At 66.0% G+C, this 26,919-nt stretch carries 24 protein-coding genes and 1 tRNA gene; 11 read left to right on the forward strand and 14 right to left on the reverse strand.

Going from position 1 to position 26,919, the window contains the following annotated elements:
* Nucleotides 1-63: 63 nt before the first annotated feature.
* Nucleotides 64-1,224, forward strand: coding sequence for a glycosyltransferase family 4 protein (locus MJO58_RS04205; protein ID WP_090600074.1), 1,161 nt, complete (start codon nt 64-66; stop codon nt 1,222-1,224).
* Between the two features lie 84 nt (nt 1,225-1,308).
* Nucleotides 1,309-2,001 carry a demethylmenaquinone methyltransferase gene (locus MJO58_RS04210; RefSeq protein ID WP_090600078.1) on the forward strand — a complete coding sequence of 231 codons (693 nt, stop codon included), beginning with the start codon at nt 1,309-1,311 and terminating at the stop codon, nt 1,999-2,001.
* A gap of 3 nt (nt 2,002-2,004) precedes the next feature.
* Here the strand turns inward: MJO58_RS04210 and MJO58_RS04215 are convergent, their stop codons facing one another.
* From MJO58_RS04215 to menJ, 3 genes are all read right to left on the reverse strand, one after another.
* Complete coding sequence (locus tag MJO58_RS04215) at nt 2,005-2,424, reverse strand: DUF732 domain-containing protein (protein WP_090600083.1); 420 nt, start codon at nt 2,422-2,424, stop codon at nt 2,005-2,007.
* Between the two features lie 42 nt (nt 2,425-2,466).
* Nucleotides 2,467-3,156 (reverse strand): class I SAM-dependent methyltransferase, encoded by a 690-nt coding sequence (locus tag MJO58_RS04220; RefSeq protein ID WP_239722104.1) that lies wholly within the window; start codon nt 3,154-3,156, stop codon nt 2,467-2,469.
* A gap of 83 nt (nt 3,157-3,239) precedes the next feature.
* Nucleotides 3,240-4,472: a menaquinone reductase MenJ gene (gene menJ / locus MJO58_RS04225; protein WP_090600091.1), complete on the reverse strand. Its 1,233-nt coding sequence runs from the start codon at nt 4,470-4,472 to the stop codon at nt 3,240-3,242.
* Nucleotides 4,473-4,511: 39 nt separating this feature from the next.
* Between menJ and grcC1 the strand changes: the two genes are divergently transcribed.
* The 3 genes from grcC1 to MJO58_RS04240 all read left to right on the forward strand — a co-directional run bounded on the left by grcC1 (nt 4,512) and on the right by MJO58_RS04240 (nt 7,129).
* Nucleotides 4,512-5,531, forward strand: coding sequence for a nonaprenyl/(2E,6E)-farnesyl/geranylgeranyl diphosphat synthase (gene grcC1, locus MJO58_RS04230; RefSeq protein WP_090600096.1), 1,020 nt, complete (start codon nt 4,512-4,514; stop codon nt 5,529-5,531).
* 101 nt (nt 5,532-5,632) lie between these two features.
* On the forward strand, nt 5,633-6,493 hold the full coding sequence (htpX, locus tag MJO58_RS04235; RefSeq protein WP_090600100.1) for a zinc metalloprotease HtpX: 861 nt from the start codon (nt 5,633-5,635) through the stop codon (nt 6,491-6,493).
* Nucleotides 6,494-6,772: 279 nt separating this feature from the next.
* Entirely contained in the window at nt 6,773-7,129 is a 357-nt protein-coding gene (locus tag MJO58_RS04240; protein ID WP_239723161.1) for a type II toxin-antitoxin system HicB family antitoxin, read from the forward strand.
* On the opposite strand, the gene MJO58_RS04245 is transcribed toward MJO58_RS04240, so the two are convergent.
* Nucleotides 7,126-8,151 carry an NAD(P)H-dependent glycerol-3-phosphate dehydrogenase gene (locus tag MJO58_RS04245; RefSeq protein ID WP_090600104.1) on the reverse strand — a complete coding sequence of 342 codons (1,026 nt, stop codon included), beginning with the start codon at nt 8,149-8,151 and terminating at the stop codon, nt 7,126-7,128. The two genes, MJO58_RS04240 and MJO58_RS04245, sit on opposite strands and share 4 nt — an antisense overlap.
* A gap of 183 nt (nt 8,152-8,334) precedes the next feature.
* On the opposite strand from MJO58_RS04245, the gene MJO58_RS04250 reads away from it, so the two are divergent.
* The gene (locus MJO58_RS04250; protein ID WP_239722105.1) at nt 8,335-9,786 is read left to right on the forward strand and encodes a trypsin-like peptidase domain-containing protein; all 1,452 of its coding nucleotides are present in this window, start codon (nt 8,335-8,337) and stop codon (nt 9,784-9,786) included.
* A gap of 26 nt (nt 9,787-9,812) precedes the next feature.
* On the opposite strand, the gene MJO58_RS04255 is transcribed toward MJO58_RS04250, so the two are convergent.
* The 4 genes from MJO58_RS04255 to MJO58_RS04270 form a co-directional block, all read right to left on the reverse strand.
* Nucleotides 9,813-11,324, reverse strand: coding sequence for a flavin-containing monooxygenase (locus MJO58_RS04255; RefSeq protein ID WP_239722106.1), 1,512 nt, complete (start codon nt 11,322-11,324; stop codon nt 9,813-9,815).
* Nucleotides 11,325-11,408: 84 nt separating this feature from the next.
* Complete coding sequence (locus MJO58_RS04260; protein ID WP_239722107.1) at nt 11,409-12,023, reverse strand: RES family NAD+ phosphorylase; 615 nt, start codon at nt 12,021-12,023, stop codon at nt 11,409-11,411.
* Complete coding sequence (locus MJO58_RS04265; protein ID WP_175364346.1) at nt 12,020-12,529, reverse strand: hypothetical protein; 510 nt, start codon at nt 12,527-12,529, stop codon at nt 12,020-12,022. The genes MJO58_RS04260 and MJO58_RS04265 overlap by 4 nt, the downstream gene beginning before the upstream one ends.
* Nucleotides 12,530-12,582: 53 nt before the next feature.
* A complete protein-coding gene (locus MJO58_RS04270; RefSeq protein WP_090600120.1) occupies nt 12,583-13,074 on the reverse strand; it encodes a YajQ family cyclic di-GMP-binding protein in 492 nt (163 codons plus the stop codon).
* A 69-nt stretch (nt 13,075-13,143) separates the two neighbouring features.
* On the opposite strand from MJO58_RS04270, the gene MJO58_RS04275 reads away from it, so the two are divergent.
* Nucleotides 13,144-13,226 (forward strand) — tRNA-Tyr (locus MJO58_RS04275).
* A gap of 55 nt (nt 13,227-13,281) precedes the next feature.
* Here the strand turns inward: MJO58_RS04275 and MJO58_RS04280 are convergent.
* Nucleotides 13,282-13,893 carry a TetR/AcrR family transcriptional regulator gene (locus tag MJO58_RS04280; RefSeq protein WP_217493100.1) on the reverse strand — a complete coding sequence of 204 codons (612 nt, stop codon included), beginning with the start codon at nt 13,891-13,893 and terminating at the stop codon, nt 13,282-13,284.
* A 408-nt stretch (nt 13,894-14,301) separates the two neighbouring features.
* On the opposite strand from MJO58_RS04280, the gene MJO58_RS04285 reads away from it, so the two are divergent.
* Nucleotides 14,302-15,210, forward strand: a complete 909-nt coding sequence (locus tag MJO58_RS04285; protein WP_090600128.1) for an SDR family NAD(P)-dependent oxidoreductase — start codon at nt 14,302-14,304, stop codon at nt 15,208-15,210.
* A 30-nt stretch (nt 15,211-15,240) separates the two neighbouring features.
* Here MJO58_RS04285 and MJO58_RS04290 read toward each other — a convergent pair whose 3' ends face one another.
* The 3 genes from MJO58_RS04290 to MJO58_RS04300 form a co-directional block, all read right to left on the reverse strand.
* Nucleotides 15,241-16,245, reverse strand: a complete 1,005-nt coding sequence (locus MJO58_RS04290) for a zinc-binding dehydrogenase (protein WP_239722108.1) — start codon at nt 16,243-16,245, stop codon at nt 15,241-15,243.
* A 737-nt stretch (nt 16,246-16,982) separates the two neighbouring features.
* Complete coding sequence (locus tag MJO58_RS04295) at nt 16,983-18,320, reverse strand: hypothetical protein (protein ID WP_239722109.1); 1,338 nt, start codon at nt 18,318-18,320, stop codon at nt 16,983-16,985.
* 245 nt (nt 18,321-18,565) lie between these two features.
* Nucleotides 18,566-19,801 carry a cytochrome P450 gene (locus tag MJO58_RS04300; protein ID WP_090600136.1) on the reverse strand — a complete coding sequence of 412 codons (1,236 nt, stop codon included), beginning with the start codon at nt 19,799-19,801 and terminating at the stop codon, nt 18,566-18,568.
* Nucleotides 19,802-19,975: 174 nt separating this feature from the next.
* Here MJO58_RS04300 and MJO58_RS04305 point away from each other — a divergent pair, with 174 nt between their 5' ends.
* Nucleotides 19,976-20,785 (forward strand): adenylate/guanylate cyclase domain-containing protein, encoded by an 810-nt coding sequence (locus tag MJO58_RS04305; protein WP_239722110.1) that lies wholly within the window; start codon nt 19,976-19,978, stop codon nt 20,783-20,785.
* Here MJO58_RS04305 and MJO58_RS04310 read toward each other — a convergent pair.
* Nucleotides 20,754-21,986: a cytochrome P450 gene (locus tag MJO58_RS04310; protein ID WP_239723162.1), complete on the reverse strand. Its 1,233-nt coding sequence runs from the start codon at nt 21,984-21,986 to the stop codon at nt 20,754-20,756. The genes MJO58_RS04305 and MJO58_RS04310 overlap by 32 nt on opposite strands.
* Nucleotides 21,987-22,243: 257 nt before the next feature.
* A complete protein-coding gene (locus MJO58_RS04315) occupies nt 22,244-24,493 on the reverse strand; it encodes an FUSC family protein (RefSeq protein ID WP_239723163.1) in 2,250 nt (749 codons plus the stop codon).
* A gap of 163 nt (nt 24,494-24,656) precedes the next feature.
* Between MJO58_RS04315 and galT the strand changes: the two genes are divergently transcribed.
* Together galT and MJO58_RS04325 are read left to right on the forward strand one after the other, a co-directional pair.
* Nucleotides 24,657-25,739, forward strand: coding sequence for a galactose-1-phosphate uridylyltransferase (gene galT / locus MJO58_RS04320; protein WP_420845311.1), 1,083 nt, complete (start codon nt 24,657-24,659; stop codon nt 25,737-25,739).
* Complete coding sequence (locus tag MJO58_RS04325) at nt 25,736-26,824, forward strand: galactokinase (protein WP_239722111.1); 1,089 nt, start codon at nt 25,736-25,738, stop codon at nt 26,822-26,824. The genes galT and MJO58_RS04325 overlap by 4 nt, the downstream gene beginning before the upstream one ends.
* The last annotated feature ends 95 nt before the right edge of the window (nt 26,825-26,919 follow it).

Raw genomic sequence — 26,919 nt, forward strand, 5'->3', positions numbered from 1 at the left:
AATTTCGCGCCCCGTATGCCAGTCGGCAACCTTGGCGACAGGCAGTGCTGACAGTATGACCCTGTGCGCGTTGCGATCGTCGCAGAATCCTTTCTGCCACATGTCAACGGTGTCAGTAATTCAGTAATCCGCGTACTAGAGCATCTGCGCCGAACGGGCCATGAAGCTCTGGTGATCGCCCCCGACACCCCGCCCGGTGAACCTCCCGCCGAGCGCATTCACGACGGCATCCGGGTACATCGGGTGCCGTCGCGGATGTTCCCGAAGGTCACCACGTTGCCGCTTGGTGTGCCCCGGCCGCGACTGCTCAAGGTGCTGCGCGGATTCCAGCCGGATGTGATGCATCTCGCATCGCCCGCGCTGCTGGGCTACGGCGGCGTACGAGCAGCGCGCTACCTCGGGGTACCGACGGTCGCCGTCTATCAAACCGACGTACCGGGTTTCGCCGAGAGCTACGGCATCGGGATCACGACGCGCGCGGCGTGGGCGTGGTTCCGCCACCTGCACCGCCTCGCCGACCGCACGTTGGCGCCTTCCACCGCAACGATGGAATCGCTTGTCGCCCATCGAATCCCGCGGGTCCATCACTGGGCGCGCGGTGTCGACATCATGGGATACGCGCCATCGGCGCGCGATGAGGCACTGCGGCAGTACTGGTCGCCCGAAGGCAAGCCGATCGTCGGTTTCGTGGGCCGGTTGGCGCCGGAGAAGCATGTGGAACGCCTCGCCGGCCTAGCCGCCGCCGGGGACGTGCAGCTCGTCATCGTCGGAGACGGCGTCGACCAGCAAAAGCTCCAATCGGCAATGCCCACAGCGCGATTCACCGGTGCCATGTACGGCGCCGAGCTCGCCGCGGCGTACGCGAGCATGGACGTCTTCGTCCACACCGGTGAGCACGAGACGTTCTGCCAAGTCGTGCAGGAGGCGTTGGCGTCCGGGTTGCCGGTGATCGCGCCCGACGCGGGGGGACCGCGTGACCTGGTCACCCCGTGGCGCACCGGATTGCTCCTGCCGGTCCACGAATTCGAGCAGCGGCTACCCGAGGCGGTGGGACATCTGCTGGCCGAGCGGCCGCGTTATTCGCAAGCCGCACGCAAGAGCGTCCTCGCCCGCACCTGGCCCGCCATCTGTGACGAGTTGCTCGGCCACTACACGGCCGTGCAATCACCTATCGCCAGGGCGCGCGCCCGCAACGCGCAACGCAAACTCGCCCAAGGCGAGTGACACTGCGCCGCTGGCCCTGGGCTAGCACGCCGCTCGGCGCACCTTTCCCGACCGGCGCGAACCGGGCCGGGTAGCGTCTTCGTCGTGAGTCGTGCGGCCTTGGACAAGAATCCCCGGGAGGTCGCGTCGATGTTCGACGGCGTCGCCCGTCGCTATGACCTGACCAATACCGTGTTGTCGCTGGGGCAGGACCGGTATTGGCGACGGGCGACCCGCTCGGCGCTGCGGATCGGACCCGGCCACAAGGTGCTGGACCTGGCCGCGGGCACCGCGGTGTCCACGGTGGAACTGGCGAAATCCGGGGCCTGGTGTGTGGCGGCCGACTTCTCGGTCGGGATGCTCGCCGCAGGCGGTGCGCGCAAGCTGCCGAAGGTCGCCGGCGACGCCACCAAGCTGCCGTTCGGTGACGGCGTATTCGACGCCGTCACAATCAGTTTCGGGTTGCGCAACGTCGCCGACCCGCTGGCGGGGCTGCGGGAGATGGCCCGGGTCACCCGGCCCGGCGGACGCCTGGTGGTATGCGAATTCTCCACACCCACCAACGCGCTGTTCGCCACCGTCTACAAGGAATACCTGATGCGGACGTTGCCCCGGGTGGCGCAGGCGGTGTCCAGCAACCCCGATGCCTATGTGTATCTCGCGGAGTCGATCAGGGCGTGGCCCGATCAAGCCGCACTGGCTGAGCAGCTGGCACAAGCGGGATGGTCGGGCGTGCGGTGGCGCAACCTGACCGGCGGAATCGTGGCCCTACACGCGGGGCATAAGCCCCTGCGCTGACGACTAGTTCGGGTGTTGGCCCGCGGCCTGGACGACGCCCACCTGGTCCGGGCAGTAGTGATCGACGGCCGCACCGAGGAACTGGAACGCCTGTCCCTGGCTGGTGCCCCGCGGCAGGTTGTGCTGGATGAAGTTGGCCGACTGGTACGCGTCGTGGTCCACGCCCCTACCCAGCCGATCGCAGGCGATCTTGCCCAGCCAGGCGAGCTGGTCCTGCGGCTGGTAGATGCCGAAGCCGTTGACGGTTTGCTTGAACGGGGCGTCGTAGTCGCTGGGCGGCGACGGCGTCCGCAGCGGCGTCGGAGCCGGAGGTGGCAGCGGCGGCGTCGTTGGGTCGGCCATGGCCGGCGCTCCCAGCGATGCGCCCAGCGCAATGGCGGCCGCCGCCGCGGCGACGCTTGCAAGCAGCTTGGTACCCCTCATTAGCCGGACTATACACCGCGATAACGACTGGTTCACGGCCGATCAGCCAAGATGGGCGGTCAGCAGCCAGGCGCCGACCGACTTCAGACCGGTGGGCTCGTCGCGAATGTCGACGATGCCGGGCATCCCGACCGAATCGTTCGGGAGCTGGGCGTGCAAACGGGCCGGCCGGATCTCGTCGACGACCCAATACTTGGACACGGCGTCGCGAAGTTCGTCGGCGGTCACCGCATTGATCGGGCCGTCGGGCACCGCGGCCTTGTCGAAGACCAGGGCGAAGTAGGAGGCGCCGGGGGCCGCGGCGCGGCTGATCGACTGCTGGTAGCCCTCGCGCGCCTCGACCGGGATGGAGTGGAACAAGGTGCTGTCGACGATGGTGCCGAACCGGCCTTCCGATCCGGGTGGGTATCCGGCGAACGCGCTGATGTCGGCGACCTCGAAGGCGGCGTTGGTCAGTCCGCGTCGCGCGGCCTCGCGGCGGGCCAGGTCGATCGCCGTGGGCGACAGATCGAGGCCCACCGTGTTGTGGCCGCGTTCGGCCAGCGTCAGCGAAATGGCGGCCTCGCCACAACCCACGTCCAGGACGTCGCCGTGGAACCTGCCCTGTTCGATCAGGGCGGCCAGCTCGGGTTGTGGGACGCCGATGCTCCAGGGCGGACGCAGTCCCTCGCCAAACGTGGTGGATTCGCCGCGGTAGGCCGTTTCGAACTCGAAATCAGTTGGCTGAGTCATGCCTCCAGCTATATCAAGTGTGCTGATATATGTCAACGAGATTGATACATTGCGTACGGTGGCTCACCGAGACAAAAGTCGGTTCAGCTGAACGGTGTTCGACGATCGATGAGTCGCGAGAGCCGACCGCCGCCGCGCCAGGCCCGCGCCACCCAGTCCGCGTCGTCGTCGGTGACCAGGTTGGCCATCACCCGCACGGCGATCGTCATCAGCGTGGTCGAACGCATCGCGATGGGGCCGGTGGCGGGCAGGAACCGCTGGAAGGTCAGCAGCAGCGCCAGTCGGCGCGCGACCGAGAATCCGCGGCCGTAGTGGTCGGATAACAGCGACGGCCACACCTTCGACATATCGCCGGAGTCCAGCAACTCCACGGCTAGCCGCCCGGTCTCCAAGCCGTAGTCGATGCCTTCGCCGTTCAACGGGTTGACGCAGGCCGCGGCGTCTCCGATCAGTATCCAGTTCGGCCCAGCCACTCCGGAAACGGCGCCACCCATCGGCAGCAGCGCCGACGAGATCGCCCGCGGTTCACCGCTAAAGCCCCACTCGTCGCGGCGCAGGTCGGCGTAGTAGGAGATCAGCGGGCGCAGCGACAGGTCGGCCGGCCGCTTCGACGTCGACAGCGCTCCGACGCCGATGTTCACTTCGCCGTTGCCCAGCGGGAAGATCCAGCCATACCCCGGCAGCACGGCGCCGTCGGGGGAGCGGAGCTCGAGATGCGATGTCAGCCATGGGTCCTCGCTGCGCGGGGTGGTCAGATACCCGCGTGCCGCGACGCCGTACACCGTCTCTTGATGCCAGCGCCGGCCCAGCTTGCGGCCGAGCGGGGAGCGGGCCCCGTCGGCGACGATCAGCTGCCGGCAACCCACCTCGGTGCCGTCGGCCAAGATCAGCGAGGTCACCTTCCGTGACGAGTCATGATGTGCACCAACGGCTTTGGTGCCAAGCAGCATGCGCGCCCCGGACTCCTCGGCGACCTTGCGAATTCGGTCGTCGAGTTCGAGGCGCGCCACCGCGCTACCGGTCGACGGGAACGAGGGGCCGGGCCAATCGACTTCGACCTCGCCGCCGAACCCGCTCATCCGCAGGCCCCGATGCCGGATGCGGGTGTCCAGCCAGTCGCCAAGACCCAGGTTTTCCAGTTCGGCAACCGCGCGCGGGGTCAGCCCGTCACCGCACGGCTTGTCACGGGGGAAGCTGGCGGAGTCGATGACGAGGACGTCGCGGCCGGCGCGCGCGGCCCAGGCGGCGGCCGCCGAACCGGCAGGTCCGGCTCCCACGACTACCACGTCGGCCCCCGTACCAAGCCTGGTCTTCACGCTCACCAGTATGTTGGTCGCGTGAGTACTCCGGCGAACATGGGTGGTCGGGTCAAGACTCCCGCGACGGTGGTGGCGGGAATTGATTTTGGCGACGCCGCGTTCGCCACGACGGTGCGCGACGGCGTTGCACAGATCGAGCAGCTCATGGATGTCGAGTTGCGCAGCGCCGATGAGATCATGACCGATTCGTTGACCCATCTGTTCAAGGCCGGCGGCAAGCGGTTCCGGCCGTTGTTCACCGTGCTGTCGGCGCAGATCGGGCCGCACCCGGATGCGCCGGAGGTGACGATCGCCGGTGCCGTCATCGAGCTGGTGCACCTGGCCACGCTGTACCACGACGACGTGATGGACGAGGCCGAAGTGCGCCGCGGCGCTCAGACGGCCAATATGCGCTGGAGCAACAACGTCGCGATCCTGGCCGGCGACTACCTGTTCGCGACCGCGTCGCGGCTGGTATCGCGGCTGGGGCCCGACGCGGTGCGGCTGATCGCCGAAACGTTTGCTCAGCTGGTTACCGGGCAGATGCGGGAGACCCGCGGGCGGGCCGACGGGGCCGATCCGATCGAGCACTACCTGAAGGTGGTCTACGAGAAGACGGCTTGCCTGATCGCCGCGGCCGGCCAATTCGGCGCGATGTTTTCTGGGGCCGACGACGAGCAGGTCGCCCGGCTGAGCCGGCTGGGCGGCATCGTGGGTACCGCGTTTCAGATCTCCGACGACATCATCGACATCGACAGCGACTCGCATGAGTCGGGCAAGCTGCCCGGCACCGACATCCGCGAGGGCGTGCACACCCTGCCGATGGTCTACGCGCTGCAACAGCCCGGGCCCGACGGCGACCGGCTGCGCGAGCTGCTGTCGGGTCCCGTCGAGGACGACGACGCGGTGGCCGAGGCGCTGCGGCTATTGCGGGCGTCGCCGGGCATGGCCCAGGCGAAGGAATTTCTGGCGCAGTACGCCGCGAAAGCCCACCATGAGCTGGGGCTTTTGCCTGATGTCGCCGGTCGGCGCGCGCTGCAGACGCTGGTCGACTACACGATCAGCCGACACGGTTAGCGTGAGTCGCGGAACTCGGAAGGTCATCCCGGGCGTTCAATTGACAACAGTCATGCAATGAACGAGTTCTCCCACGTCTTTCTCAAAGGAGGACACCACCGATGACCTGGCATCCGCATGCCAACAAGCTGAAGACCTTCCTGCTGTTGGCCGGTATGTCCGCGATGATTGTGTTCGTGGGTTCGCTGTTCGGCAGGACGGCGATGTTCCTGGCGCTGATGTTCGCCATCGGCATGAACCTGTACACGTACTACAACAGCGACAAGCTGGCCCTGCGCGCGATGCACGCCCAGCCGGTTTCCGAACTTCAGGCTCCGGTGATCTATCGGATCGTGCGCGAACTGGCCACCACCGCACACCAGCCGATGCCCCGGCTGTACATCAGCGACACCAACGCGCCCAATGCTTTCGCGACCGGCCGCAACCCGCGCAACGCCGCGGTGTGCTGCACCACCGGCATTCTGGACATCCTCAACGAGCGTGAGCTGCGCGCCGTGCTGGGCCACGAGCTTTCGCACGTCTACAACCGTGACATTCTGATCTCCTGTGTGGCCGGCGCGCTGGCGGGCGTGATCACCGCCCTGGCCAACATGGCCATGTGGGCCGGCCTGTTCGGCGGCAACCGCGATGGCGAGAATCCCTTTGCGCTGCTGCTGGTTTCGCTGCTGGGCCCGATCGCGGCGACGGTGGTCAAGCTGGCGGTCTCGCGATCCCGCGAGTACCAGGCCGACGAGTCTGGCGCGGTATTGACCGGCGACCCGCTGGCCCTGGCGTCGGCCCTGCGCAAGATTTCCGGCGGCGTGCAAGCGGCCCCGTTGCCTCCCGAACCGCAGCTGGCCAGCCAGGCCCACTTGATGATCGCCAACCCGTTCCGCGCCGGTGAGCGCATCGGCTCGATGTTCTCGACGCACCCGCCGATCGAAGATCGAATCCGCCGGCTGGAAGCGATGGCGCGCGGCTAAGGCCTGGCCCGGCCCAGACCACCAGAGTGGTCTGGACCATGCGTGCCTTTTCATTTCCGATATCGCATGCGCTATCGCGTTTGAAAACGACCGCATGGTCGGAAAGCGGGCGCTCATGCGCATGGTCGGCACAGAGCCGCCAGAACCATGCGTGCCTTTTCATTTCCGGTATCGCATGCGCTATCGCGTTTGAAAACGACCGCATGGTCCGAGAGCGGCGCCGACAGTTCTCCCCAGGTGTGACTGCCGAAATCGATGGCGCTGTGCTACCCGTTCTGCGTGAACCACTACACCTACCGCGCCGAATGGTCGCCCGACTACGACGAGTACATCGGCGTCTGTCTCGAGTTGCCGTTCCTGCAAGAGCGCGCCCCAACTGCGCACGGCGCGATCGCTGCGATCACCGCGACCGTCAATCAACGACTTGTCGAGATGCAGGAGTTGGAACAACCGGTGCCGCCGCCGCTGAGCGAACGCAGCTACAGCGGCACATTTGTGGTCAGGACATCACGGGCACTACACGCCCGCCTGGCCCGCGAGGCTGTCGAGCAACACGTCTCGATGAACCAGTGGGTGGTGCAAAAGCTGAGCGGCCGCGAATTGCCCAGCGGCTTAAGCTTATTCGGGATCGACTAGAACCCAGAGCCGTGCACCTCGTGCCCCGGCACCTCGGCGATCAAGCCGCTGTAGGCCTGCTCGACCGTCGAGCCGTGGTTGATGACACCGTCGACTTCGCGAGCGATCGGCATGCTTAGCCCGAAATCGTTGGCGAACTCCATGATCACGCTGGCGGCCTTCACGCCCTCGGCGACCTGGTTCATCGACCCAATGATCTCGTCGATGGGCTTGCCCGCGCCGAGTTGTTCGCCGACGTGGCGGTTGCGGCTGCGCTGACTGGTACAGGTGACGATCAGATCACCCAGGCCGGCTAGCCCGGGGAAGGTGTCCGGATCCCCGCCCAGTGCCACGCCCAGCTTCGTCATCTCGCGCAAGGCGCGGGCGATCACCAGCGCGCGGGTGTTCTCGCCGATGCCCAGCGAGTAGCCCATCCCGACCGCGATCGCATAGACGTTCTTGAGCGCACCCGCCATCTCGACGCCGACGACGTCGTCGGTGGTGTACACGCGGAATCGCCGGGTGCGGAACAGCCCCGACAGTCGGGTCGCCAGATGCTGGTCGGGCATCGCCAGCACCGCCGCGGCCGCATAACCCTCGCCCACCTCGCGTGCGATGTTCGGTCCGGCCAGGATGCCCGCCGGATGACCCGGCAGCACCTCCTCGATGATCTGCGACATTCGCATATTGGTGCCCTGCTCAAGCCCCTTGACCAACGACACCACCGGAACCCAGGGCCGAAGTTCCTTACTCAGTTCGGTCAGCACGCCGCGGAAGCCATGTGAGGGCACGCCCATCACGAGAACGTCGGCACAGTTGGCGGCCTCGGCGAAATCGGTAGTGGCTCGCAGCGTCTCGCTGAGGATCACGTCGTTACCGAGGTAGCGCGTGTTGCGGTGGTGCTCGTTGATGTCATTGGCGGTCTCCTCGGAGCGCACCCACTGCAGCGTCGGTCCTCGGCGCGCGCAAATGGACGCCACGGTGGTCCCCCAGGAACCACCGCCAAGGACAACGACTTTGGGTTCGCGCTTCTCGGCTGCCATGAAGCTCAGCGTATTGCCGAAACCTCACATTTAGTAGCAGTTCACTCGGAGTGTGGGTCGGCCCCGAGCCGCGGCCTCCGGATGAAGTTAAAACCAACGACCTCCGAGCATGGGACTTCGGTCCCTACCCGATGGCGCTCCGGCACCGGATCGTCAAGGTCATCGCTTCATCGAGGAGGAATTATGTCCCGACGAGCGGACCCGGCGAAAAGACGGTTCGTATCGCGCGGCGGCCGGGCGTTCGCGGCTGCTTTGGTGGTGCTGGCCGGATCGCCGGGCAGCGCCGTCGCCGATGGCGACCGGCCCCAGGTCAACCCGGAGGAGAGGGCGGCGGCGATGATACGGCCCGCCGTGGTCTATCTCGCCGTCGAAACCTTCGGCCAGGTGCAGCTGCCCGACGGGCAGACGTTGTCTCCATTCGGCGCAGGCCTGAATCTTCCCTTCGATGCGACGTGGTCCTGCACCGGTTTCGTCGTCAACCCCGACGGCTGGGTCGCTACGGCCGGCCACTGCGTCGACCCGGAGACCGCAAAAGATGCCATCGCCAAGAGTGCCGCGGACGCCTACATCGAACAGTTTCCGGACTCGCCCACCGGGAAGGACCCCGTCGCAACTGCGGCATGGCTGCGCAAGAACGCGCGAATCGAGGGGAAGAGCCCCGACCGGGGTCCCGAGGTCAGCCTCACGGTGCTCTACGGCGCGGGGACCAAGCTCACCGGGAAGCTGCCCGCCAATGTCGTCGATTTCCGGCCCCTCAGCAAGGGCGACGTCGCTCTGCTAAAAGTGGAACAGCACAACATGCCGTCATCGGAGCTGGCCGGCGACGGTGATGTCAGCATCGGCACACCGGTTCTCGCGGTGGGTTTCCCCGAAACCACCCAACGGGTCACCGGTCCCTCGTTGGATCCAACGAACAAGAGCGGCAAGGTGAATAAAAAGTCGACGATCCGCACCATGCCGGAGTATGAAATCGACGCCGCCGTTTCCGAAGGCATGAGCGGCGGCCCGACGATCGCTCTGGACGGAAATGTGATCGGCGTGAACAGCTTCGCCCCCGTCGGCGAACCGCAGGCGTTCAACTTCATCACGCCGGTGGATCGTCTTTCGGTGATGCTGGCCGGCAAGGCGGTGAAGCCGGAGCTCGGTCCGGCCGACGTGTACTACCGCAAAGGGCTCAGCGATTACTACTCCGGCCGCTACAGCGACGCGATCAAGAACTTCGACCAGGCCGCCGCGTTGTCACCCGATTATCCCGGGCTGGCCGATCTGAAGACGAGTGCGGTGAATCTGCGCCAGCGGTACGGTGACGTATCGGTGTTCCATAGCTCAAACCTGTTGTGGTACATCGTCAGCGGGATTCTGATGATGCTCGTCGTCGGAGGCTGGGTCGCATTCATGGTGCTCAAGAGCCGTCGGCAGCGTCGCGCGGAAGCTGGTGTGGCGGGCTTGCCGGAGGTTGTCGGCAGGCATGAACGCATCGATAGCCTGGTCGCCGAACCTCACTTGGCTGCGACGGAGCCTCACTACTGTGCCAATTGTGGAGCGCAGCACCACCCTGCCGAAAAGTTCTGTCCCAGCTGTGGCAAGCACATCGACTTCTTGCAACCCGAGTCGGAAACCGGCCAATTATTTTGACGACCAGGCCTTTTGGGCAGGTGGAGCTAACCGGCTACCGACGCCCGGTCGGCCACGCGGCCGAATTCCATTGACTCCTCGATCCGGTCGAACCGGTAGTCGAGCGCGTCGGCGAGGTAATTCTGCCGCACGTTCCACGGTCGCTTGGTGCCCGACTTGGGTAGCTGATGCGCGGAACGCAACACGTAGCCGGCGTTGATATCCCAGGATGGCTTCTCCGTCATTTGCTCGTCGCCCAAGTGCGGATAGGCGTGCGTGTAGCCATGAGAAGCCATGTGCGCCATCAGTTTTGCGGTGGCACGGGCGGTGATGTCGGCCCGCAGCGTCCACGAGGCGTTGGTGTACCCAACACACCAGAACAGGTTCGGCACGTCTTCGAGCATGTGCGCCTTGTAGACGAAACGCTCACGGTGATCGACCTTTTCGCCGTCCAGGCTGATCGTGGCCCCGCCCAGCGCCTGCAGTTGCAGGCCGGTGGCGGTGACGATGATGTCGGCGTCGAGATGCGCGCCGGACTTCAGCGCGATGCCGGTGGCATCGAAGTGGTCGATCTGATCGGTCACCACCTCGGCGCGGCCCTCGGTGATCGCGTTGTACAGGTCCGCGTCGGGGATCATGCACATCCGCTGGTCCCACGGGTTGTACCGCGGTTTGAAGTGGACGTCCACCTGGTACCCGTCGGGCAGATTGTCCACCGCCTGACGGCGCAACAGCCGCTTGATCAAACCAGGCAACTTGCGTGACAAGAAGAAGAACACGGCCTCGGTCAGGGCGGTGTACATCCGGATCACGATATGAGATGCCTTGCGGGGCAACAAAGCACGAATGACAGCGTCGAGCGTTCGATATTTCGTTGCAGAGACCAGATAGGTCGGCGAGCGCTGCAGCATGGTCACTTTCGCGGCCCGCTCCGACAGCGAGGGGAGCAGGGTGACCGCCGTGGCACCGCTACCGATCACCACGATCTTCTTGCCGTCGTAATCGAGGTCCTCGGGCCAGCGCTGAGGATGGATGACGGTGCCGCCGAACCGCTCGATGTCGGGGAATTCCGGGGTGTAGCCCTCGTCGTAGTTGTAGTAGCCGGAGGCGAAGAACACGAACCGGCTGCGGTAAATCGTGGTGGCGTCGCCTTGGTCGACGCTGATCGTCCAGGTGTCGGTGGACGAATCCCAATCCGCGGAACGAACGTAGCTGTTGAACTGGATGTGGCGATCGATGCCGTACTTATGCGCGGTGGCCGACAGGTATTCGCGGATGTGCACGCCGTCGGCGACGCCTTCCCTGCGGGTCCAGGGCTCGAAGGGAAACGACAGCGTGAAGATGCTGCTGTCCGAGCGCACTCCCGGATACCGGAACAGATCCCACGTACCCCCGATCTGTTCGCGGCGCTCCAAAATCGCGTACGTCATATGGGGGTTGCGCTCGGCGATCCGGTACGCCGCGTCGATGCCGGAGATCCCGGCACCGATGATGACGACGTCGAAGTAGCCGGCCTTGGCCGGTGGGCGGCCGGTGGCTTCCTGGGGAGTCACGGTCATCGTGAACCTCGCTTGCAGTGTGGGACTCGTCACTACATTAGGCACCGACTGGTTGGTGGAGCTAGCAGGCCGGACCTGTGCGTGTTACGAGGGCTCCATCAGCACGTCGACGTGCAGCGGTGCGCATCGATCGATCAGCCAGAGTTGGTCGGCCGGGCTGGCGAAGATGCGCGCGTGCGACGCGTCCTGGCTGAAGCCCCGCGAGCACCTGTCGCCGAAGAAGACGTATGCCTTGGTGTCGTTGCATTGCCGCGACATCCACACCAGCCCGTCGAACCCGGCGGCATGGGCGGCCTGCGCCCAGCGCACCGTGGTGGCGTAGGTCGATGCCGGGCTGGACGTGAGGTCACCGGCGGTGACCTTGAGCCGGCGCAGCCCGGTCCCGTGCAGTACGGCGAGGCGCAACTCTTGCTCGACTTTGAGCCGGACGAGCACTTTGGTCGCGTACTGGTCGTACGGGAGCAGACCGCCGTCGGCCGGAATATCGTGCAGCAACGTCTCTGCGATCCCCGCGTCTTCGGTGTCCGCCGCGTACATGATCGGCACCACCGGCTTGCCGAAGAAGCCGAACCGCGTTCGCGCACCGAAACCGGGATTGAAGTCGGTGGCGGTTCGGGTGGCCGACAGGACCCGGTAGAGCAGATGGCCCTCCGGCAGCGTGGCGGTGGCCGGGTCGAAGGGGTCCGGCGGACGTCTCACCACGAAACGTTCAGCGCCTCCCCGGCGACTGCCACGACGCGATCCGGATCCGTCGCGAGGTGGTCGACGGGCCGGTCTCCGTCCAGATAGGTGGTGGGGGAGCAGAGCCACTGCACCAGGCCCGCCTCCGACCAGCCACTGTCGTCGGCCACTGCGAGCAGGCGTGCGATCACTGGTAACGGCTTGCCGTCCGGCCCGAACTGGAAGCCGGGGTAGGACAGGTAATTGCCCTGGCGGACCGCGAGCAGCGTCTTGTTGCGGCGCGCGGTGGTGGCCAGGTTGCGCGGGGCGCTGGACCGCGACCCCATCCGCTTGCCCGCTTCGGTGCTGGTCAGCATCCCGAACTCGGCCTCGATGCGGGCATACAGGTTCAGTTCGGCCTGCACGGCCCGCGCGACAGCGGGCTCGGTGTACCCGGTGACCGACGACAGGGCGACGCCCACGGCGTGGGCGCTCTCGCGAAGCCGCCGGTGGGCGGCGTCCAGCTCGGCGACCGTGGGGGTCATGAGCAGCTCCTACGTTCGGTTCGTGCAGTCCAGTTTACCGCACGAATCGAACGCTAGCGGTAGTTGACGAACTGCAGTGCCACGTCCAGGTCGGCGCCGCGCAGCAGCGCTTGGACGGCCTGCAAGTCGTCGCGCTTCTTGCTGCTGACTCGAATCTCGTCGCCCTGAATCTGGGTCTTGACGCCCTTGGGTCCCTCGTCGCGGATCAGCTTGGTGATCTTCTTGGCGTTCTCGCTGTCGATGCCCTGCTTGAGAGTGCCGGTGACCTTGAAGGTCTTGCCGGAGGCCTGCGGCTCGCCGGCGTCGAAGGCCTTCATCGAGATGTCGCGACGAATCAGCTTCTCCTTGAACACGTCGATGGCGGCCTTGATGCGTTCCTCGGTGGAGGAGGTCAGCTCGACGCCCTCGTCGCCCTTCCAGGCGATCGTGGTGTCGGTGCCGCGGAAGTCGAAGCGGGTGGCCAACTCCTTGGCGGCCTGGTTAAGCGCGTTGTCGACCTCTTGCCGATCGAACTTGCTGACGATGTCGAACGATGAGTCCGCCATGCGAACGCCCTTCCTCGTTGCTCCTAGCCGTTTGTGATCTGTCTACCGGTTCGTTGTAACCTGCTAGGCGGCAGGTTGCCCGAGTGGCCAATGGGAGCGGACTGTAAATCCGTCGGCTTACGCCTACACTGGTTCGAATCCAGTACCTGCCACGCTGGTCAGGCCCCGTCATCGAAGGGGCCTGATGCATCTGCGCAGATGGAATTCTCACAGCCTAGGGGTTTCCGTGGTGGCGAATGAGGCGATGTGATCGATGGTGGTGTTCAGCGCGGTTCGTAGCGGCTCACCGTCGCGCAAGGCCTTGGCCAGCAGCAGACCGCCCTCCAGGGCGGCCAGCAGTGCCATGGCCAATTGGTCGACGTCGGCGCTGTCGATGAGTCCGCCGCGGACCTTCATCGCGAACAGGCCGTCACGGATGACGCCCTGCCATCGCCGGTAGCCGGCCACGACGTCGTCCCGAGCCGCATCGTCGCGATCGGCGAGCTCGCTAGCCAACGAACCCAACGGGCAGCCGCCCCGAAAGTCGTTGGCCCGCGCCGTTTCCACGATGGCCGCGGCCCAGCTACGCAATGCGTCGATGTCGTCGAGGCGCGCGAGCAGGGGTTCGTGAAACATGAGGATCGTGTCGCTCCAATGCCCGATGACGGCGCACGTGAGGGAGTGCTTGTCGCCGAAGTAGTGGTAGATCTGTGATGCGCTGACGCCGGCGGCGGCCTGGAGGTCCTCGGTACTGGTGCCAGCCACACCCTGCTGATACATCAGGGCCGCGGCAGCGCCCACGATGCGGTCGCGCGTCGCCTGTCCCTTGCGCGTGATCATCATTCGATCGTAACGGATTTTGGTGTTGACATTCCAGAGTAGCTGAGGTGGGGTGGAATGATCAATCCAAAATACAGAGGGCGATTGTTGGCAACGCACGCCCGCCGACCGTGAGTCGGGCGGCAACGACGGGGGAATTCTCGCAGCTTAAGGGCTGGATCACGGCAAGCAGAGATGTGGTCCGGGGTGGATTGGACCGTGCGTGTAACCACCGCTGCACCGTGAATTTTTGGAGTTGACATTCCAGCGGACGTGGGCAAGGGTTGTGGAGTGACCAATCCAAAATCTCGAAAGACGGTCGCCTGACGACGCCGACACCCGTCGCCAAGACACGACCTCACCGACACCTAAACCAGGGCGCAACGCCCCCGATCTACACACCAACAACCGCACGATAAGGAGACTTCAATGAGCAAGAACCCCTCCCCCAGCGGCCGTTTGCGGGGCCAGACCGTCCTGGTCACCGGCACCACCAAGGGTGGCATCGGGTACGAGACCGCCCGACTTCTCGGCGACGAGGGAGCCACCGTCCTAACGCACGGCCGTACCCAGGAAGCGGCGCGCGCCAGCGTCGAAAGCCTCGTGGGCGACGGCAACGGGGCGGGCAGGTTCATCCCGGTCGCCGCCGATCTGAGCTCGATCGCCGGCGCCCGGCAGCTGGCAAACGCCGCCCGCGCCGCAGCCCCCCAGGGCATCCACGGTCTGGTCAACAATGCCGGTGCCGGGTTCACCGCGCGGCGGCTGTCCCCAGACGGCATCGAGATGACCATGGCCATCAACCATGTCGCGGTAGCCGCCCTGACCGACGCACTCTTGGACCTGCTGCACGCGGGTGCGGACTCCTTGGGAAGACCGTCGCGGGTAGTCAGCATGACCGCGTTGATCGAGGGGCGCGGGAAAGTCGAAACCGACTGGTCCTTTCCGGGCAAGTACAGCCAGACTCAGGCCTACTTCAACGCCAAGTTGACCAACCTGCTCTGGGTCTATGCCCTGGCGCGCCGACTCGACGGCCACGGGATCACCGTCAACGCGGTCAGCCCCGGCAGCGTGAGATCGGGTTTCGGCGCCAAGGCCGGCGGAACTTTCGGGCTGATGGCACGGTTCGGCGCACCGCTCTACGGACCGCCGAGTAAGGGCTCCCGCGGGGTGGTGCGGATCATGACCGATCCCGGCCTGGCCACGGCCACCGGCGGCTACCACACGCCCGCGAAACTCAAGAAATCCTCCAAGAAATCCCGCACACAGCACCTGCAGGAGCAGGTGTACCTGCAGACCGAACGCCTCCTCCGCGCCCACTGCGACAACCAACGGGTTTGACCCCCGGGGCCGGGTGCCGCGGTTCGAGCGTCAGGCGCCGCCGATTTCCGCCACGATCTTGCCGAGGACTTTGCGCCCGCCCAGCCGCGTGAGCGCTTCGGGGATGTCGTTGAACGACACGGTTTCACCGACCGTGTTCGCGATGGCGCCGGTATCGACCAATTCCTCGAGGCCGCGCAGGATCCCTTCGAGATGCGCACGGCTGTAGCCCGCCGCGAGGACGCCGACCAGTGTGGTGTTCGTCATGACCATCATGGCGACGTCGGGGGTTGGCCACGTGCCGCTGGCGAAACCGACGGCCAGATGCCGGCCGTCGCGGGCCAGGGCGCCCATGGCCGCGGTGCCCTGCGCACCGCCGACCGGATCGAAGATCATGTCCAGACCGGCCCAGTCGGTCGCTTCGCGCAGCGCATGTCCGAGTGGTGTTCCGTCAGAAGCGGTTTCGCCGTGGGCGACGACGACGTGGTCGGCGCCCAGGGACCGGCAGTATTCGCCCCGCTGCTCGTCGCTGACGACGGCGAGGACCGTCGCGCCCGTGGCCTTCCCGAGTTGTACCGCCGCGATGCCGCTGCCCCCGGCCGCGCCCAGCACCGCGAGGTGTTCTCCCGCTTTGAGTCCGCCGCGATCGACCAGGCCGACCCATGCCGTCATGTTCGGGATCCAGAATCCGGCCGCGGCGGCGTCGTCCATGCCGGCGGGAGCGGGGAAGACGGTGCTGGCGTGCGCGAGAGCTTCGGTGGCGAAGGACCCGTTGCCGCTGACAAAGTCACTGACACCCAGTACGCGGGTGCCGAGTGCGACCTCGGCGCCCGGCCCGACCGCGGTGATGGTGCCGACCAATTCCTGGCCGGGGGTAAACGGCAGTGGCGGCGTCAACGGGTAGCTGCCCCGACACATCAGCACATCCGGTAGGCCGAGGCCGGCCGCCGCGACGCGGATTCTTACTTGCTCGGCGCCGGGCTCCGGCAGCTCCCGGTCCACTTGGCGTAAGACGTCGGCCGGCTCACCGCTGCCGTGGACCTGCCAAGCTTTCACGTTGTCTCCTCGGCCGGCCGGTGCGTTAAATCAAATAATTACACCGTAATTTCGCGACGAGGAAGGGTGCGCAGGCTCGGTGTCCGGCGCCCTCAACTCCCCGTCGGCACTTCCGCGAATCCGGGAACTCCGGCGTCCGCAACGGAATTGAACCGATGGCGGGTGTCGAGGCTCTCGTTGATGTCGTTGATTGCGCTTTCGGGAAGTGCGGTGACATCGAAGTTTTCGCTGATCCGCCGGAGATTGACGGACGGTCACCTATCTTTGGGTGACGGTGCTAGCAGCGTGCGCCAGGCCCATCGACCACCAAGCCGGAGCAACCACTGCGGCAGCGCATCCGGTAGATGACGCGTCCGACTGTGTTCCCCCGCGAGGAGTATTGATACCAGACCAGCGCGTCGGCTTGGCCCTGGCACTTTCGGCATTGTTCGGTTTCACGTTTGTACATTGGCGTCCTCCATCCAGCGGAGCGGGGGGAATCGTCCAACGGTGGGCGACTTGAATTTAAATTACCGGAGCGTCATTGTTGAGGCGCTTTCCCATGCCGAGAGTTTTACAATCGTAAACCCGCGGCGACACCATCGCAGCTCAACCGCAACATATTTGATACATAGCGCGGCGAAAGGCTATGGGCCTCTGCGGCCTTGAGTGTGCGTCCAGGGTGTTCTCCGTCGGCGTGTCCCCGCCGCCAGTGCGCACTCAAAGCCGGGGGTGCACACTCCAGCCGCGGCGCGGCGTCAGAACCAGGGGCCGGGGTAGTGGCCTTCCTGATCTTGCACCATGACGATCTCCTTGCACTCGCCGCCCGCGGTGGTCTCGCCGCGGCAGACCAGCGTCCAGCCCGATATGCGCTCGAACGGCCGGATGGACCAGTTGGTCGCGACCGGATCCGCAGCGGGCAGTGCCAGCACCGAGTACGTTCCGCCGATGTTCGAGATGTAGAGGTGGTTGCCGAAGAACGCCATCTTGGCGATCGGCATCTTCTTGGCGTCCTCTCGGTTCTTCAGCAGGTCCCAGTGCTGGGTGCGCAGGTTCCACACTCCGAAGCCGAACTGTGAATCGGCCGAGTCGCGGCCGTCGACGAATAACTGTCCGTCCGACAACGTCGCTGTCAATCCGCCACCGGAGATCCGGTCGGTGTCGCCGACCTTGATGATGGCTTTGGAATTCAGGTCGAAGAACATGGTCGACACGGCGGTGGGGGAGTCACGATGAGTGATCTTCACCAATTTGTCTGGCCCGTCGGATAATTCGGCATCGACGGTAACGACATCGTTATCCTGATAGATCGGTTCTCCCGACGGCCGGCGCAATTCTGCTCCAGAGGCATTGCCGGGCGGGGTGTTTCGCTGAAACGACAATACATCCGGCCACACTCGACCGGGTTGCGGGTCGTTCCACGGCATGGACAGGTCGGCGCCGGAAAGAATGACGGTCCGCGGCGGCGACGCGGTCGCATGCCCGTCGGTGAAGGCGTTGAGCCATGCGGCACCGGATGTCGTTGCGCCAAGCCGCCATTGCTTCGGTTCGCTCAATTTCAAGTCGGGCGTTGGTGCTTGCAGGTCTTTCGTCGCCGCCGGCTTTCCGGTCTTGAAGTCGAGGGCGTAGGCGGTGGTCTTGGTGATCTCGGGTGCCGGCGCCTGCGCCGGTTTGAGAGTCGTCACCACATAGATGACTTTCATGTCGTCTGCGGTGCCCGAAAGCGCGCAGATGGCTCCGGTGACGTTCTCGCCGGCGGGAATCGTCGGCAGGGACGGCGCTACGTATTGGCCTGATTTGGTGTCGAATATTTTGGGGCGAATGTCCTCGAGTGCGGATTTGCTGACCGAGAATTCCTCGGGACAGCCGAAATAAGCGGTGCCGCCGTAGCTTTTCCAGTCTTTTTCCAGCGGGCCGGTGATCGGCGGCGGTGGTGGCGCCGAACTGGTGGCGGTCGTCGAAGTAGAAGTCGAGGTCGTCGGCGTTGCGGCTGGTGGGGACGCGGTCTCCGAGCAGGAGGCAAGGACCAGGCAGATTGCCGGCCCGAGTAAGGCAAGCCGGTGTCCGGGCACACTTCGGCCCTTGAACCCACGCATCAGTGAACCCCCGTTAACTTCGTGTAACCAAGGAGCGTAAGGCGGGTTCGCTGGGGCCGCGACTCGTGGGGTCTTTCTCACAATTGCACGATCACGAAACCGGTTGGGCCTCGGGGAATGTCCGCTGCCCATCGAGGACCTCTTGTTGCGGCCCCGGCGAAGTTGTCCGGTGAGACCGGCACCGCGCCGTCGAGTGTCGTCCGCTCTGCCACCATTCGGACCCTACGCGCGCAGCACAGTGCGGACTATCGCTGCATATCGAACTCGATGGGCAGGCTCGTCGGCCCGCTCAAACTCACCATCGGCTTCCACGGCACCGGCCCGGTGATGCGCGGGTGCACCAGTCGCTGAGACAGAACGGTCAGCGCCTCGGCGAGCTCACGGCGGGCCAGGTTGGCGCCCAGGCAGTAGTGAATGCCGCCGCCGAAGGTAAGGATGGGCGGTGCTCCGGCGCGGGTGATGTCGACGCGATTCGGGGCGTCGTACACATCGGGATCGCGGTTGGCCGCAGCGGTGTTCACCAACACCATGGTGCCGGCGGGGAAAAGATAGCCGTCGAGGTCGGCGTCCTCGACCACCAGTCGCAGCGTCCCGCAGGCGATCGGGGAGTGGCGCATGGTCTCCTCGACCGCGCGCATGGCCAGTGCTGGATTCTGCTTAAGCAACTGCCACTGCTCAGGGTGCTCGCACAGGACTTGCACCGAGGCACCCACCTGGTTGCGGGTGGTGTCCGTCCCCGCCAACAACAGACCTCCGGCAAGCATGCGCAGTTCGGCGGCGTTGAGGCGATCGCCGTCATCCTCGGCGCGGATGAGGTCGGACAGCAGGTCGTCGGTCAGGCTGTGCCGGCGCCGGGCGACCATGTCGTCGACGTAGTCGTCGAGCTCGGCCCAGGCACGCATGACGCCGGGCTCGAGCTCGCGGATGTCGGCGCTGAAGGTGAAGGCCTTGAAGATTTCGTCGGCCCACAGCGAAAACTGTTGCCAATCCTCACGCGGTGCACCGAGCAGCGCGCAGATGATCGGGACGGGGTAGGGGCGGGCGATGTCGGTGACCACGTCGCAGCGCCCGGCGTCGGCGACCTGATCGACGAGTTCGTTCATCAGGTCGGCCATCGTGTCGTGCAGGCGCAGGGTCGCTTTGGGGGTGAACGCCTTGGACGTCAGACTCCGCAGCCGATGGTGTTGGTCGCCTTCCAGGCACAACAGGCTGTTGACCACCTTGTCCCACAGCGGGCCCGACGTGATGCCCTGGACCAGCAGATTGATGCCGGGTGGGATCTGGAACCGGGTGTCGCGTAGGACGGCGCGCACCAGCGGGTAGGAGAGCACCTCGGGTCCGAACGGCCCGATCGCGACGGGGCTCTGTTGTTGGACCGCTTCGATGCGCGGGTAGATGTCCGCCGGAGTTTCCGCGGCGTCGTAGCTCAGGGTGGGGAGGTCAGCGTCGAAAACACTTGGGGGAGCAGTACCGACGGCCATGGCGGTCTCCTTAGCCCGGAATCCGCGGGGCACCAGCTCGCGGACAACTTCCGGATAATGTATGGCCATGTTGTACGAGTGTCAACGAGGCGCGTGCCGGATTCGTGCGTTCCATGAGCAGTTTTGGGGCGAATGCCTCATGCGTCGGTGCGGCGTGGAGCCGACAATGGCGTCATGATTGTCAGTAATTTCGAGCCCGTGGCCGCCGCGGTGGCTCCAAAGCGGCGGTGGGACAAGGTGTTAACGGAAGGGCACGCTCCGCTGGTGAGGGCGCGACGAGTGTTTCGCTACCTGCCATCGGCTCCGCGCTGCAAGGTGTGCAACAACCCCTTTGGTGGGCCGGCAGGACGCGTATTGGCCGCGGCAGGGTTCAGTCCGTCGCGCAAGAACCCGAATCTGTGCAGTCGCTGTTGTGACGTTCTTCCCCCCGGTGGCGCCGAGGTGGACATCGCGGTGTTGTTCGCCGACATTCGCGGTTCCACCGCGCTGGGTCGGCACGGCGCGGCCGCGGACTTCGCCGGGCTGCTCAACCGGTTCTACACCGCGGCGACTCGCACGCTGCTACGCCATGACGCGGTGCTCGACAAACTCATCGGTGACGAGGTCATGGCGTTTTTCGTGCGCGGCATCAGTGGGCCCCAATACCGGCGTCGCGCGGTGCTGGCGGGAATGGAGCTCCTTCGGGCGGTCGGGTATGGCGAGGACGAGAAGCCTTGGCTGCAGCTGGGTGTGGCGGTCAACGCCGGGGTTGCGTACGTCGGCAACGTCGGCGGAGCGGTGGTGGATTTCACCGCCCTCGGTGATCCGGTCAACGTCTCGGCCCGAATGCAACAACACGCCGCCGGTGGGGACTTGCTCGTCGCATCCGGAGTGGCCGACGAGATGATGGGGGCCGCACCGCGGCGGCGGTTGGATCTGCGCGGGTACGACCGGCCTATCGAGGCGTACGCTCTCAACGCGTGTAGTCGACCTGCCAGTGTTTGATGCCGTTGATGAACGGTGACCGCAGCCGCTGCGGATCTCCCGCGGAGACCAGGTCGGGCAGGTGGTCGGCGATCGCATTGAACATGATGTCGATCGTCATCCGGGCCAGGTTGGCACCGATGCAGTAGTGAGCGCCGGTACCACCGAATCCCAGATGTGGGTTCGGGCTCCGTAACACGTTGAACACGTAGGGGTCGTCGAAGACCTCTTCGTCGAAATTGGCGGAGCGGTAGAACATCACCACCCGCTGACCCTTCTTGATCGTCACACCGCCGAGCTCGGTGTCGGCCAGCGCGGCGCGCTGAAACGCAGTGATCGGGGTGGCCCACCGGATGATCTCGTCGGCCGCGGTCTTGGGTCGTTGCGCCTTGAACAGCTCCCACTGCTCGGGGTAGTCGGTAAAGGCCATCATCCCCTGCGTGATCGAGTTGCGGGTGGTCTCGTTGCCGGCGATGCCCAGCGTGACCACGAACATGCCGAACTCCGCGTCGGAAAGCCCGTCCCCGTCGGCGCCGGCTGCCACCAGCGCCGTGACGATGTCGTCGCCCGGGTTCTCGGCCTTGCGAGCCGCCAATTGCATTGCATACCACATCAATTCGCCCGCCGAGGTGAGCGCGTCGTGGTCGGCGAACTCCGGGTCGTCACTTCCGATCATCTTGTTGGACCAGTCGAACAGCTTGCCGCGGTCCTCGGCCGGCACCCCGAGCAGCCCCGCGATGGCCTGCAGCGGCAACTCGCAGGCCACCTGCAACACGAAGTCGCCCGAGCCTTCCGCCTTGGCTTGCTGGGCGATCTGCCACGCCCGCTCATTGAGGTCGGCACGCAGCCGCTCGACAGCCCGCGGGGTGAAGCCGCGCGCCACGATCTTGCGCAACCGGCTGTGTTCGGGATCGTCCATCATGATCATCGACGCCCGGCCGGCTTCGATCTGACCCTGCGCCTGGTCTTCCCGGTAGCGCGGCACGATGGATTTCGATGCCGACGAGAAAACGTCAGTGCGCAACGACACCTCGCGAATGTCGCGGTGTTTGGTCACCACCCAGTAGCCGCCGTCTGCGAACCCACCCCGATCGAGCGGCTGCTCATTCCACCAGATCGGCGCCGCCCGGCGCAGTTCGGCCAACTCCTGCACCGGTAACCGGTGGGCGTAGATGTCGGGATCGGTGAAGTCGAACCCCGGCGGGAGGTTGACACTAGCGATGGATGTGCTCCTCGGGGGATCGCGGACCGTGAGGAGATGCTAGCGCTTACCCGCGCCTGGGCATACACATCAGACTAAATGTCGGCTATTTGCCGTGCGGGTCGCTGGCGGTGAGCGCCGCGATCACCTTGTCCTGGTACCCGACCCCGCTGGTCGAGCCCGGGATGAAGATGGTGTTGCCGGAGATGTCCATGCGCTCGCTGCCTTCCTGGTGTAGCTAGAGCTTGCCAACTCCGCGCGTGCGCGAGCCCCGGGGCTCAGCTCGTGGTCGAGCCGGACAGTTTTGGGGTGTCGTGCGCGCCGAGGTTGGTCGCGGCGGTGATGATGGCGCGTTCGATCTGGCGAAGCGCGTGCACCGCGGTGAGGAATCGCCGGGTGTCGGGATGCGGCCCGTCCTCGCCGTCTTGGTGGCGGGCCAGCGCCTCGGCGGCGTCGAGCGCATCGGTCGTGGAGTCGACCGTCACCGCGGTGGCCCCGTCGACGAGGGCGATCAGCGCGTCGATGTTGTGCCGGGTCTGATCGGCGGCGGCGGTGAAGGCTCTACCCAATTCGAACGCGAGCTGTTGGGATCCGACGGTGTCCTGGTAGCGCTCGCTGCTGCGGGCCAGGCTGCGCCCGTAGCGGTCGCACGCGGTGAAGATGCGCAGGCCACGCCGAATGCTGCGGCGCCCGGCAAGACCGGCCACCCCGGCCAGCAGCGGTTTGGCGGTAATCCGGAACTGCTGCAGGTTTCGGTCGAGCTCGCGGGCTTGCGCGGTCGGGCTGACGGCTTCGTCCTCGCCGAACATCGTCGCGGTGGAGATCTCGATCAGCGAGTCCAATGCCTGCAGGAAGGCCCGAGTGTCGTCGCGGATCGCGGTTCTGGTGTTGGTCGGCAGCACCAGGATCGCCACCGTCACTCCGATCACCGCGCCGATCGCTGTTTCTTCGATCCGCAACATCAGTACGCCGACCGAGAATTGGCCCATCAAGCCGTACAGCAGCGCCAGCGTGGTGGTGATCCAGAAGGTCATCAGGCTGTAGGTGACCGGCATGAAATAGAAGGCACAGAACAGGCAGACAAAGATCGCGGCCAGCGATGCGGTCTTGTCACCGGCGAACAGCGTGGCCGCCAGCATGCCGCAGGGCACGCCGAGCATGGTGCCGAACAGCCGCTGCCAGCCCTTGGTCAGCGTTTCGCCCCAGGAGTTGGTGCCGGCGAAGATCACGAATGCCGCGATCACCGCCCAGAACCAGCGGGCCGGCGAAACCAACTCGCCGGTGATGATGGCCAACGACGCGGCGATCGTCACCTGGATGGCTTGCCGGGTGGTCTGCGGCAGCCCACCGTCGGCCTTTTCGGCAACGGCGTTGTCTTCTTGCGGGTCGTCTTGTGCGTCGTCCGGTTCGGGCGGCTCGGTGCTGCCGGGGCCGGACACGGCACCGGTGGTGGCGTGCTCGACGATCGCGCGGACTTCAGCAGTTGCGTTGGCGGCGTTGATGATTGCCAGCGCAAGGCGGCGCACCGCGAATTCGCCGGCGTCGTCGTCGGCGGTGGGCCCGGGCTGCTGGTCGAGGATCCGCTGCGCGCGATTCGCGGCCTGCTGCAGACGGCCGGGCGCCGGAATCCGGATCGCTCGCGCGAGTTCGTCGAGCGCCCCGACCAGTTCGAGGCGGGTGCCGTCCGGGATGGCGGTGGGATTCTCCGCGGCGACGGCTGTCACGGTCCGCCCGGCATTGGCGACCCATTCGATCGCGAGTTCGGCGTCGAACAACCACGGCGCCAGTTGCTGGCTGGTGACTCCAGGCCACAGGACGGCGGGATCGGCGTAATCCTCGATCTGGCCCTGCACCATCAGCGCGGTCTCGTTGAGCCGAATCGTGCGGGCCCGCATGTGGCGTCGGCGCCGTTCGTCGAGCCGGCCGGTACGAACCGCCTCGGCCGTGGTGCCGACCAGGATGGCCATCCGCGCACGCAGCGCCCGAATTGTGGCGCGCAGCACGCGTTCTGGCCGATCGGGCATGACGTAGGTGCTCATCACGAACGTGCACACCGTTCCCACCACCACGGCGCCGATCATCCACGGCAACTCCGAAAGGCTTGCTCGCAGATACAACGTGAAGAAAAAGGCCATAAACGCGACCATGCCGAGCGCCCGGCCGCGAGGCCCGAAGCGACGGACGTAGACCGCGGCGAAGACGACCGCCACGAACACGGCGTCGGCGGCCACCGGGTATGGGGCGAGCACCGCGGCGGCGGTGATGGACAGGGCCGCGGGCACCGGCAGCAGCGCCATCGTGATGCGCTGTTGACGTGGATCCGGTTCGTTGACCGATCGGGCCGCGATCATCGTGATCACGACGCCCAGCAACGCGACGGTCAGCGGCTGCCCCGTCGCCCGAGTCAGCACGAACAGCACCCCCAGCGAGCAGGCCAGCGCGGCCGTCGTGCGAGTCGCCATCCGCAGCCGCAGCAGTCCAGGATCGGAGCCGATCCACCAATTTCGCGCTCGCTCGTAGTGCAACATCGTGGCTGCGCGCAGCCCGCCGGCGGCGTCGAGATCTCGGGTATCGCCGAGGCCGCGCTCGTCCACCTCGCGCCCACCCGACACCCGCTACCGCCTCTCCTCTGCTCCCCCTATGGGCCGCGCCGCTGCCTGACCACTGCCGACCAGGCTAGTCTTCGAACTCGTGACAGCGCCGACGCGGGCGAAACTGGCCGACGGCCGTGACCTGTTGTTCTTCGCATTGCCGGGACACTCGCCCGAACCGGTCGCCGATCGCAGACCCTTGCCGGAGCGCAACCCCGACCAGTCGCAGTTGCGGTTCGACCGCTCGACCGGCCAGTGGGTGATCATCGCCGCGCTGCGCCAAGACCGCACCTACAAGCCGCCCGCCGACCAGTGCCCCCTGTGTCCGGGACCCACCGGACTGACCAGCGAGGTGCCCGCGCCGGACTACGACGTCGTCGTCTTCGAGAACCGGTTCCCCAGCCTGTCCGGCGTCGGCCGGCCGTTGGGCGCACCCGGCGGCGACGGCTTCGTCTGCGCACCCGGCCACGGCCGCACCGAGGTGATCTGTTTTTCCAGTGACCACACCGGTTCGTTCGCGGAGCTGTCGCCCGCGCACGCTCGGCTGGTGGTCGACGCCTGGCGGCACCGCACCGCCGACATGTTGGCCACCCCGGGTATCGAGCAGGTCTTCTGCTTCGAAAACCGTGGCGAGGAAATCGGGGTCACGCTGAGCCATCCGCATGGGCAGATCTACGGCTACCCATACCTGACGCCGCGAACCGCCACCATGCTCGAGCAGGCGCGCGAACATCGAAAGCTGCACGGCGACAACCTCTTTGCTACCCTACTGGCGCATGAGGTCGCCGACGGCAGCCGCATCGTCGCGCGCACCGAGCTGTTCACGGCGTTCGTGCCGTTCGCGGCGCGCTGGCCGGTCGAGGTGCACATCTACCCGAACAGGTTTGTGCGCAACCTGCTCGCGTTGACCGACGACGAACTCGACGCGTTCGCACGGCTGTACCTCGACGTGCTGGGGCGGTTCGACCGGATGTATTCGGCGCCGCTGCCTTACATTTCGGCACTGCATCAGTACACCGACAGCGATGCACAGGCGGACGGCTACTGCCACGTCGAGCTGATGTCGATCAGGCGCAGCGCCACCAAGCTGAAGTACCTGGCGGCTTCCGAATCGGCGATGGGTGCGTTCATCGGCGACGTCCTGCCCGAAAGCGTGGCCGAGCGCTTGCGGGAACTCGCATGACCGTGCGTTACGCGGCGCCCGGCCGGATCAACCTGATCGGGGAGCACACCGATTATAACCTCGGATTCGCGCTGCCGATCGCGCTCCCACAGCGCACGGTCGTGACCTTTGCCCCCGACCGCGGCGATGCGATCACCGTGACCAGCGACCGCGCGGACGCCGCGGTGCGCATTCCGCTGGCCACGGCTCCCGGCGATCTGGTCGGCTGGGCGAGTTATGTGGCCGGGGTGATGTGGGCGCTGCGCCAGGCCGGCCATCCGGTGCCGGGTGGGGCGATGTCGATCACCAGCGACGTGCAGATGGGGTCGGGCCTGTCGTCGTCGGCGGCCCTGGAGTGTGCGGTGCTGGGCGCGCTCAGCACCGTAGCCGACGTCCGCCTCGACAGAAAAGCCCAGGCGCGGCTGGCTCAGCGTGCCGAGAATGAATATGTCGGCGCCCCAACAGGTTTGCTCGATCAATTGGCTGCGCTGTTCGGAGAACCGTCGAGCGCGCTGCTGATCGACTTTCGCGATGTCACCGTCGAGGCGGTAGCCTTCGACCCCGACGCCCGCGGCGTCGCGCTGCTCCTGATCGACTCCCGGGCGCGGCATCGGCACGCCGGCGGCGAGTATGCGGCTCGGCGCGCGTCGTGCGAGCGGGCGGCCGCGGAGCTCGCGGTGTCGTCACTGCGCGAGGTTCAAGACCGGGGGCCCACGGTGCTGTCTGGGGTGAGCGATCCGGTCGACGTGCGCCGGGCTCGTCATGTGCTGACCGAAAATCGACGGGTTCTCGATTTCGTTGCCGCGCTGTGTGATTCGGACTTCACTGCGGCCGGACGGCTGATGACCGACTCACACGCGTCGATGCGCGACGATTTCGAAATCACCACCGAGCACCTCGATCTGATCGCTGACACCGCGGTGCGCGCGGGTGCCCTGGGCGCCCGGATGACCGGCGGTGGTTTCGGGGGTTGTGTGATCGCCCTGGTGCCAACCGATCAGGCGCAGGCGGTCGGTGAGGCGGTGCGACGGGCGGTGTCGGAAGCGGGGTTCGAGCCGCCGACGATCACCCGGACCCGTGCCGCTGCGGGTGCGCGACCCGGCTGAGCCCCTCGAGTGTGCGCCAGGGGCGAGAAATCAGCCCATTTCTCGCCCCTGGCGCACACTCAACGCCTCGTTGCACACTCAACGCCGTCGTTGCA

The sequence above is a fragment of the Mycobacterium lentiflavum genome (genome assembly GCF_022374895.2).
Classification (GTDB): domain Bacteria; phylum Actinomycetota; class Actinomycetes; order Mycobacteriales; family Mycobacteriaceae; genus Mycobacterium; species Mycobacterium lentiflavum.

Coding starts and splice junctions, on each gene's coding strand:
- MJO58_RS04215 (WP_090600083.1), bottom strand. CDS start 2,424: ATGAGGGGTACCAAGCTGCTTGCAAGCGTCGCCGCGGCGGCGGCCGCC.
- MJO58_RS04220 (WP_239722104.1), bottom strand. CDS start 3,156: ATGACTCAGCCAACTGATTTCGAGTTCGAAACGGCCTACCGCGGCGAA.
- grcC1 (WP_090600096.1), top strand. CDS start 4,512: ATGGGTGGTCGGGTCAAGACTCCCGCGACGGTGGTGGCGGGAATTGAT.
- htpX (WP_090600100.1), top strand. CDS start 5,633: ATGACCTGGCATCCGCATGCCAACAAGCTGAAGACCTTCCTGCTGTTG.
- MJO58_RS04245 (WP_090600104.1), bottom strand. CDS start 8,151: ATGGCAGCCGAGAAGCGCGAACCCAAAGTCGTTGTCCTTGGCGGTGGT.
- MJO58_RS04250 (WP_239722105.1), top strand. CDS start 8,335: ATGTCCCGACGAGCGGACCCGGCGAAAAGACGGTTCGTATCGCGCGGC.
- MJO58_RS04255 (WP_239722106.1), bottom strand. CDS start 11,324: ATGACCGTGACTCCCCAGGAAGCCACCGGCCGCCCACCGGCCAAGGCC.
- MJO58_RS04265 (WP_175364346.1), bottom strand. CDS start 12,529: ATGACCCCCACGGTCGCCGAGCTGGACGCCGCCCACCGGCGGCTTCGC.
- MJO58_RS04270 (WP_090600120.1), bottom strand. CDS start 13,074: ATGGCGGACTCATCGTTCGACATCGTCAGCAAGTTCGATCGGCAAGAG.
- MJO58_RS04280 (WP_217493100.1), bottom strand. CDS start 13,893: ATGATCACGCGCAAGGGACAGGCGACGCGCGACCGCATCGTGGGCGCT.
- MJO58_RS04285 (WP_090600128.1), top strand. CDS start 14,302: ATGAGCAAGAACCCCTCCCCCAGCGGCCGTTTGCGGGGCCAGACCGTC.
- MJO58_RS04295 (WP_239722109.1), bottom strand. CDS start 18,320: ATGCGTGGGTTCAAGGGCCGAAGTGTGCCCGGACACCGGCTTGCCTTA.
- MJO58_RS04300 (WP_090600136.1), bottom strand. CDS start 19,801: ATGGCCGTCGGTACTGCTCCCCCAAGTGTTTTCGACGCTGACCTCCCC.
- MJO58_RS04305 (WP_239722110.1), top strand. CDS start 19,976: ATGATTGTCAGTAATTTCGAGCCCGTGGCCGCCGCGGTGGCTCCAAAG.
- MJO58_RS04315 (WP_239723163.1), bottom strand. CDS start 24,493: ATGTTGCACTACGAGCGAGCGCGAAATTGGTGGATCGGCTCCGATCCT.
- MJO58_RS04325 (WP_239722111.1), top strand. CDS start 25,736: ATGACCGTGCGTTACGCGGCGCCCGGCCGGATCAACCTGATCGGGGAG.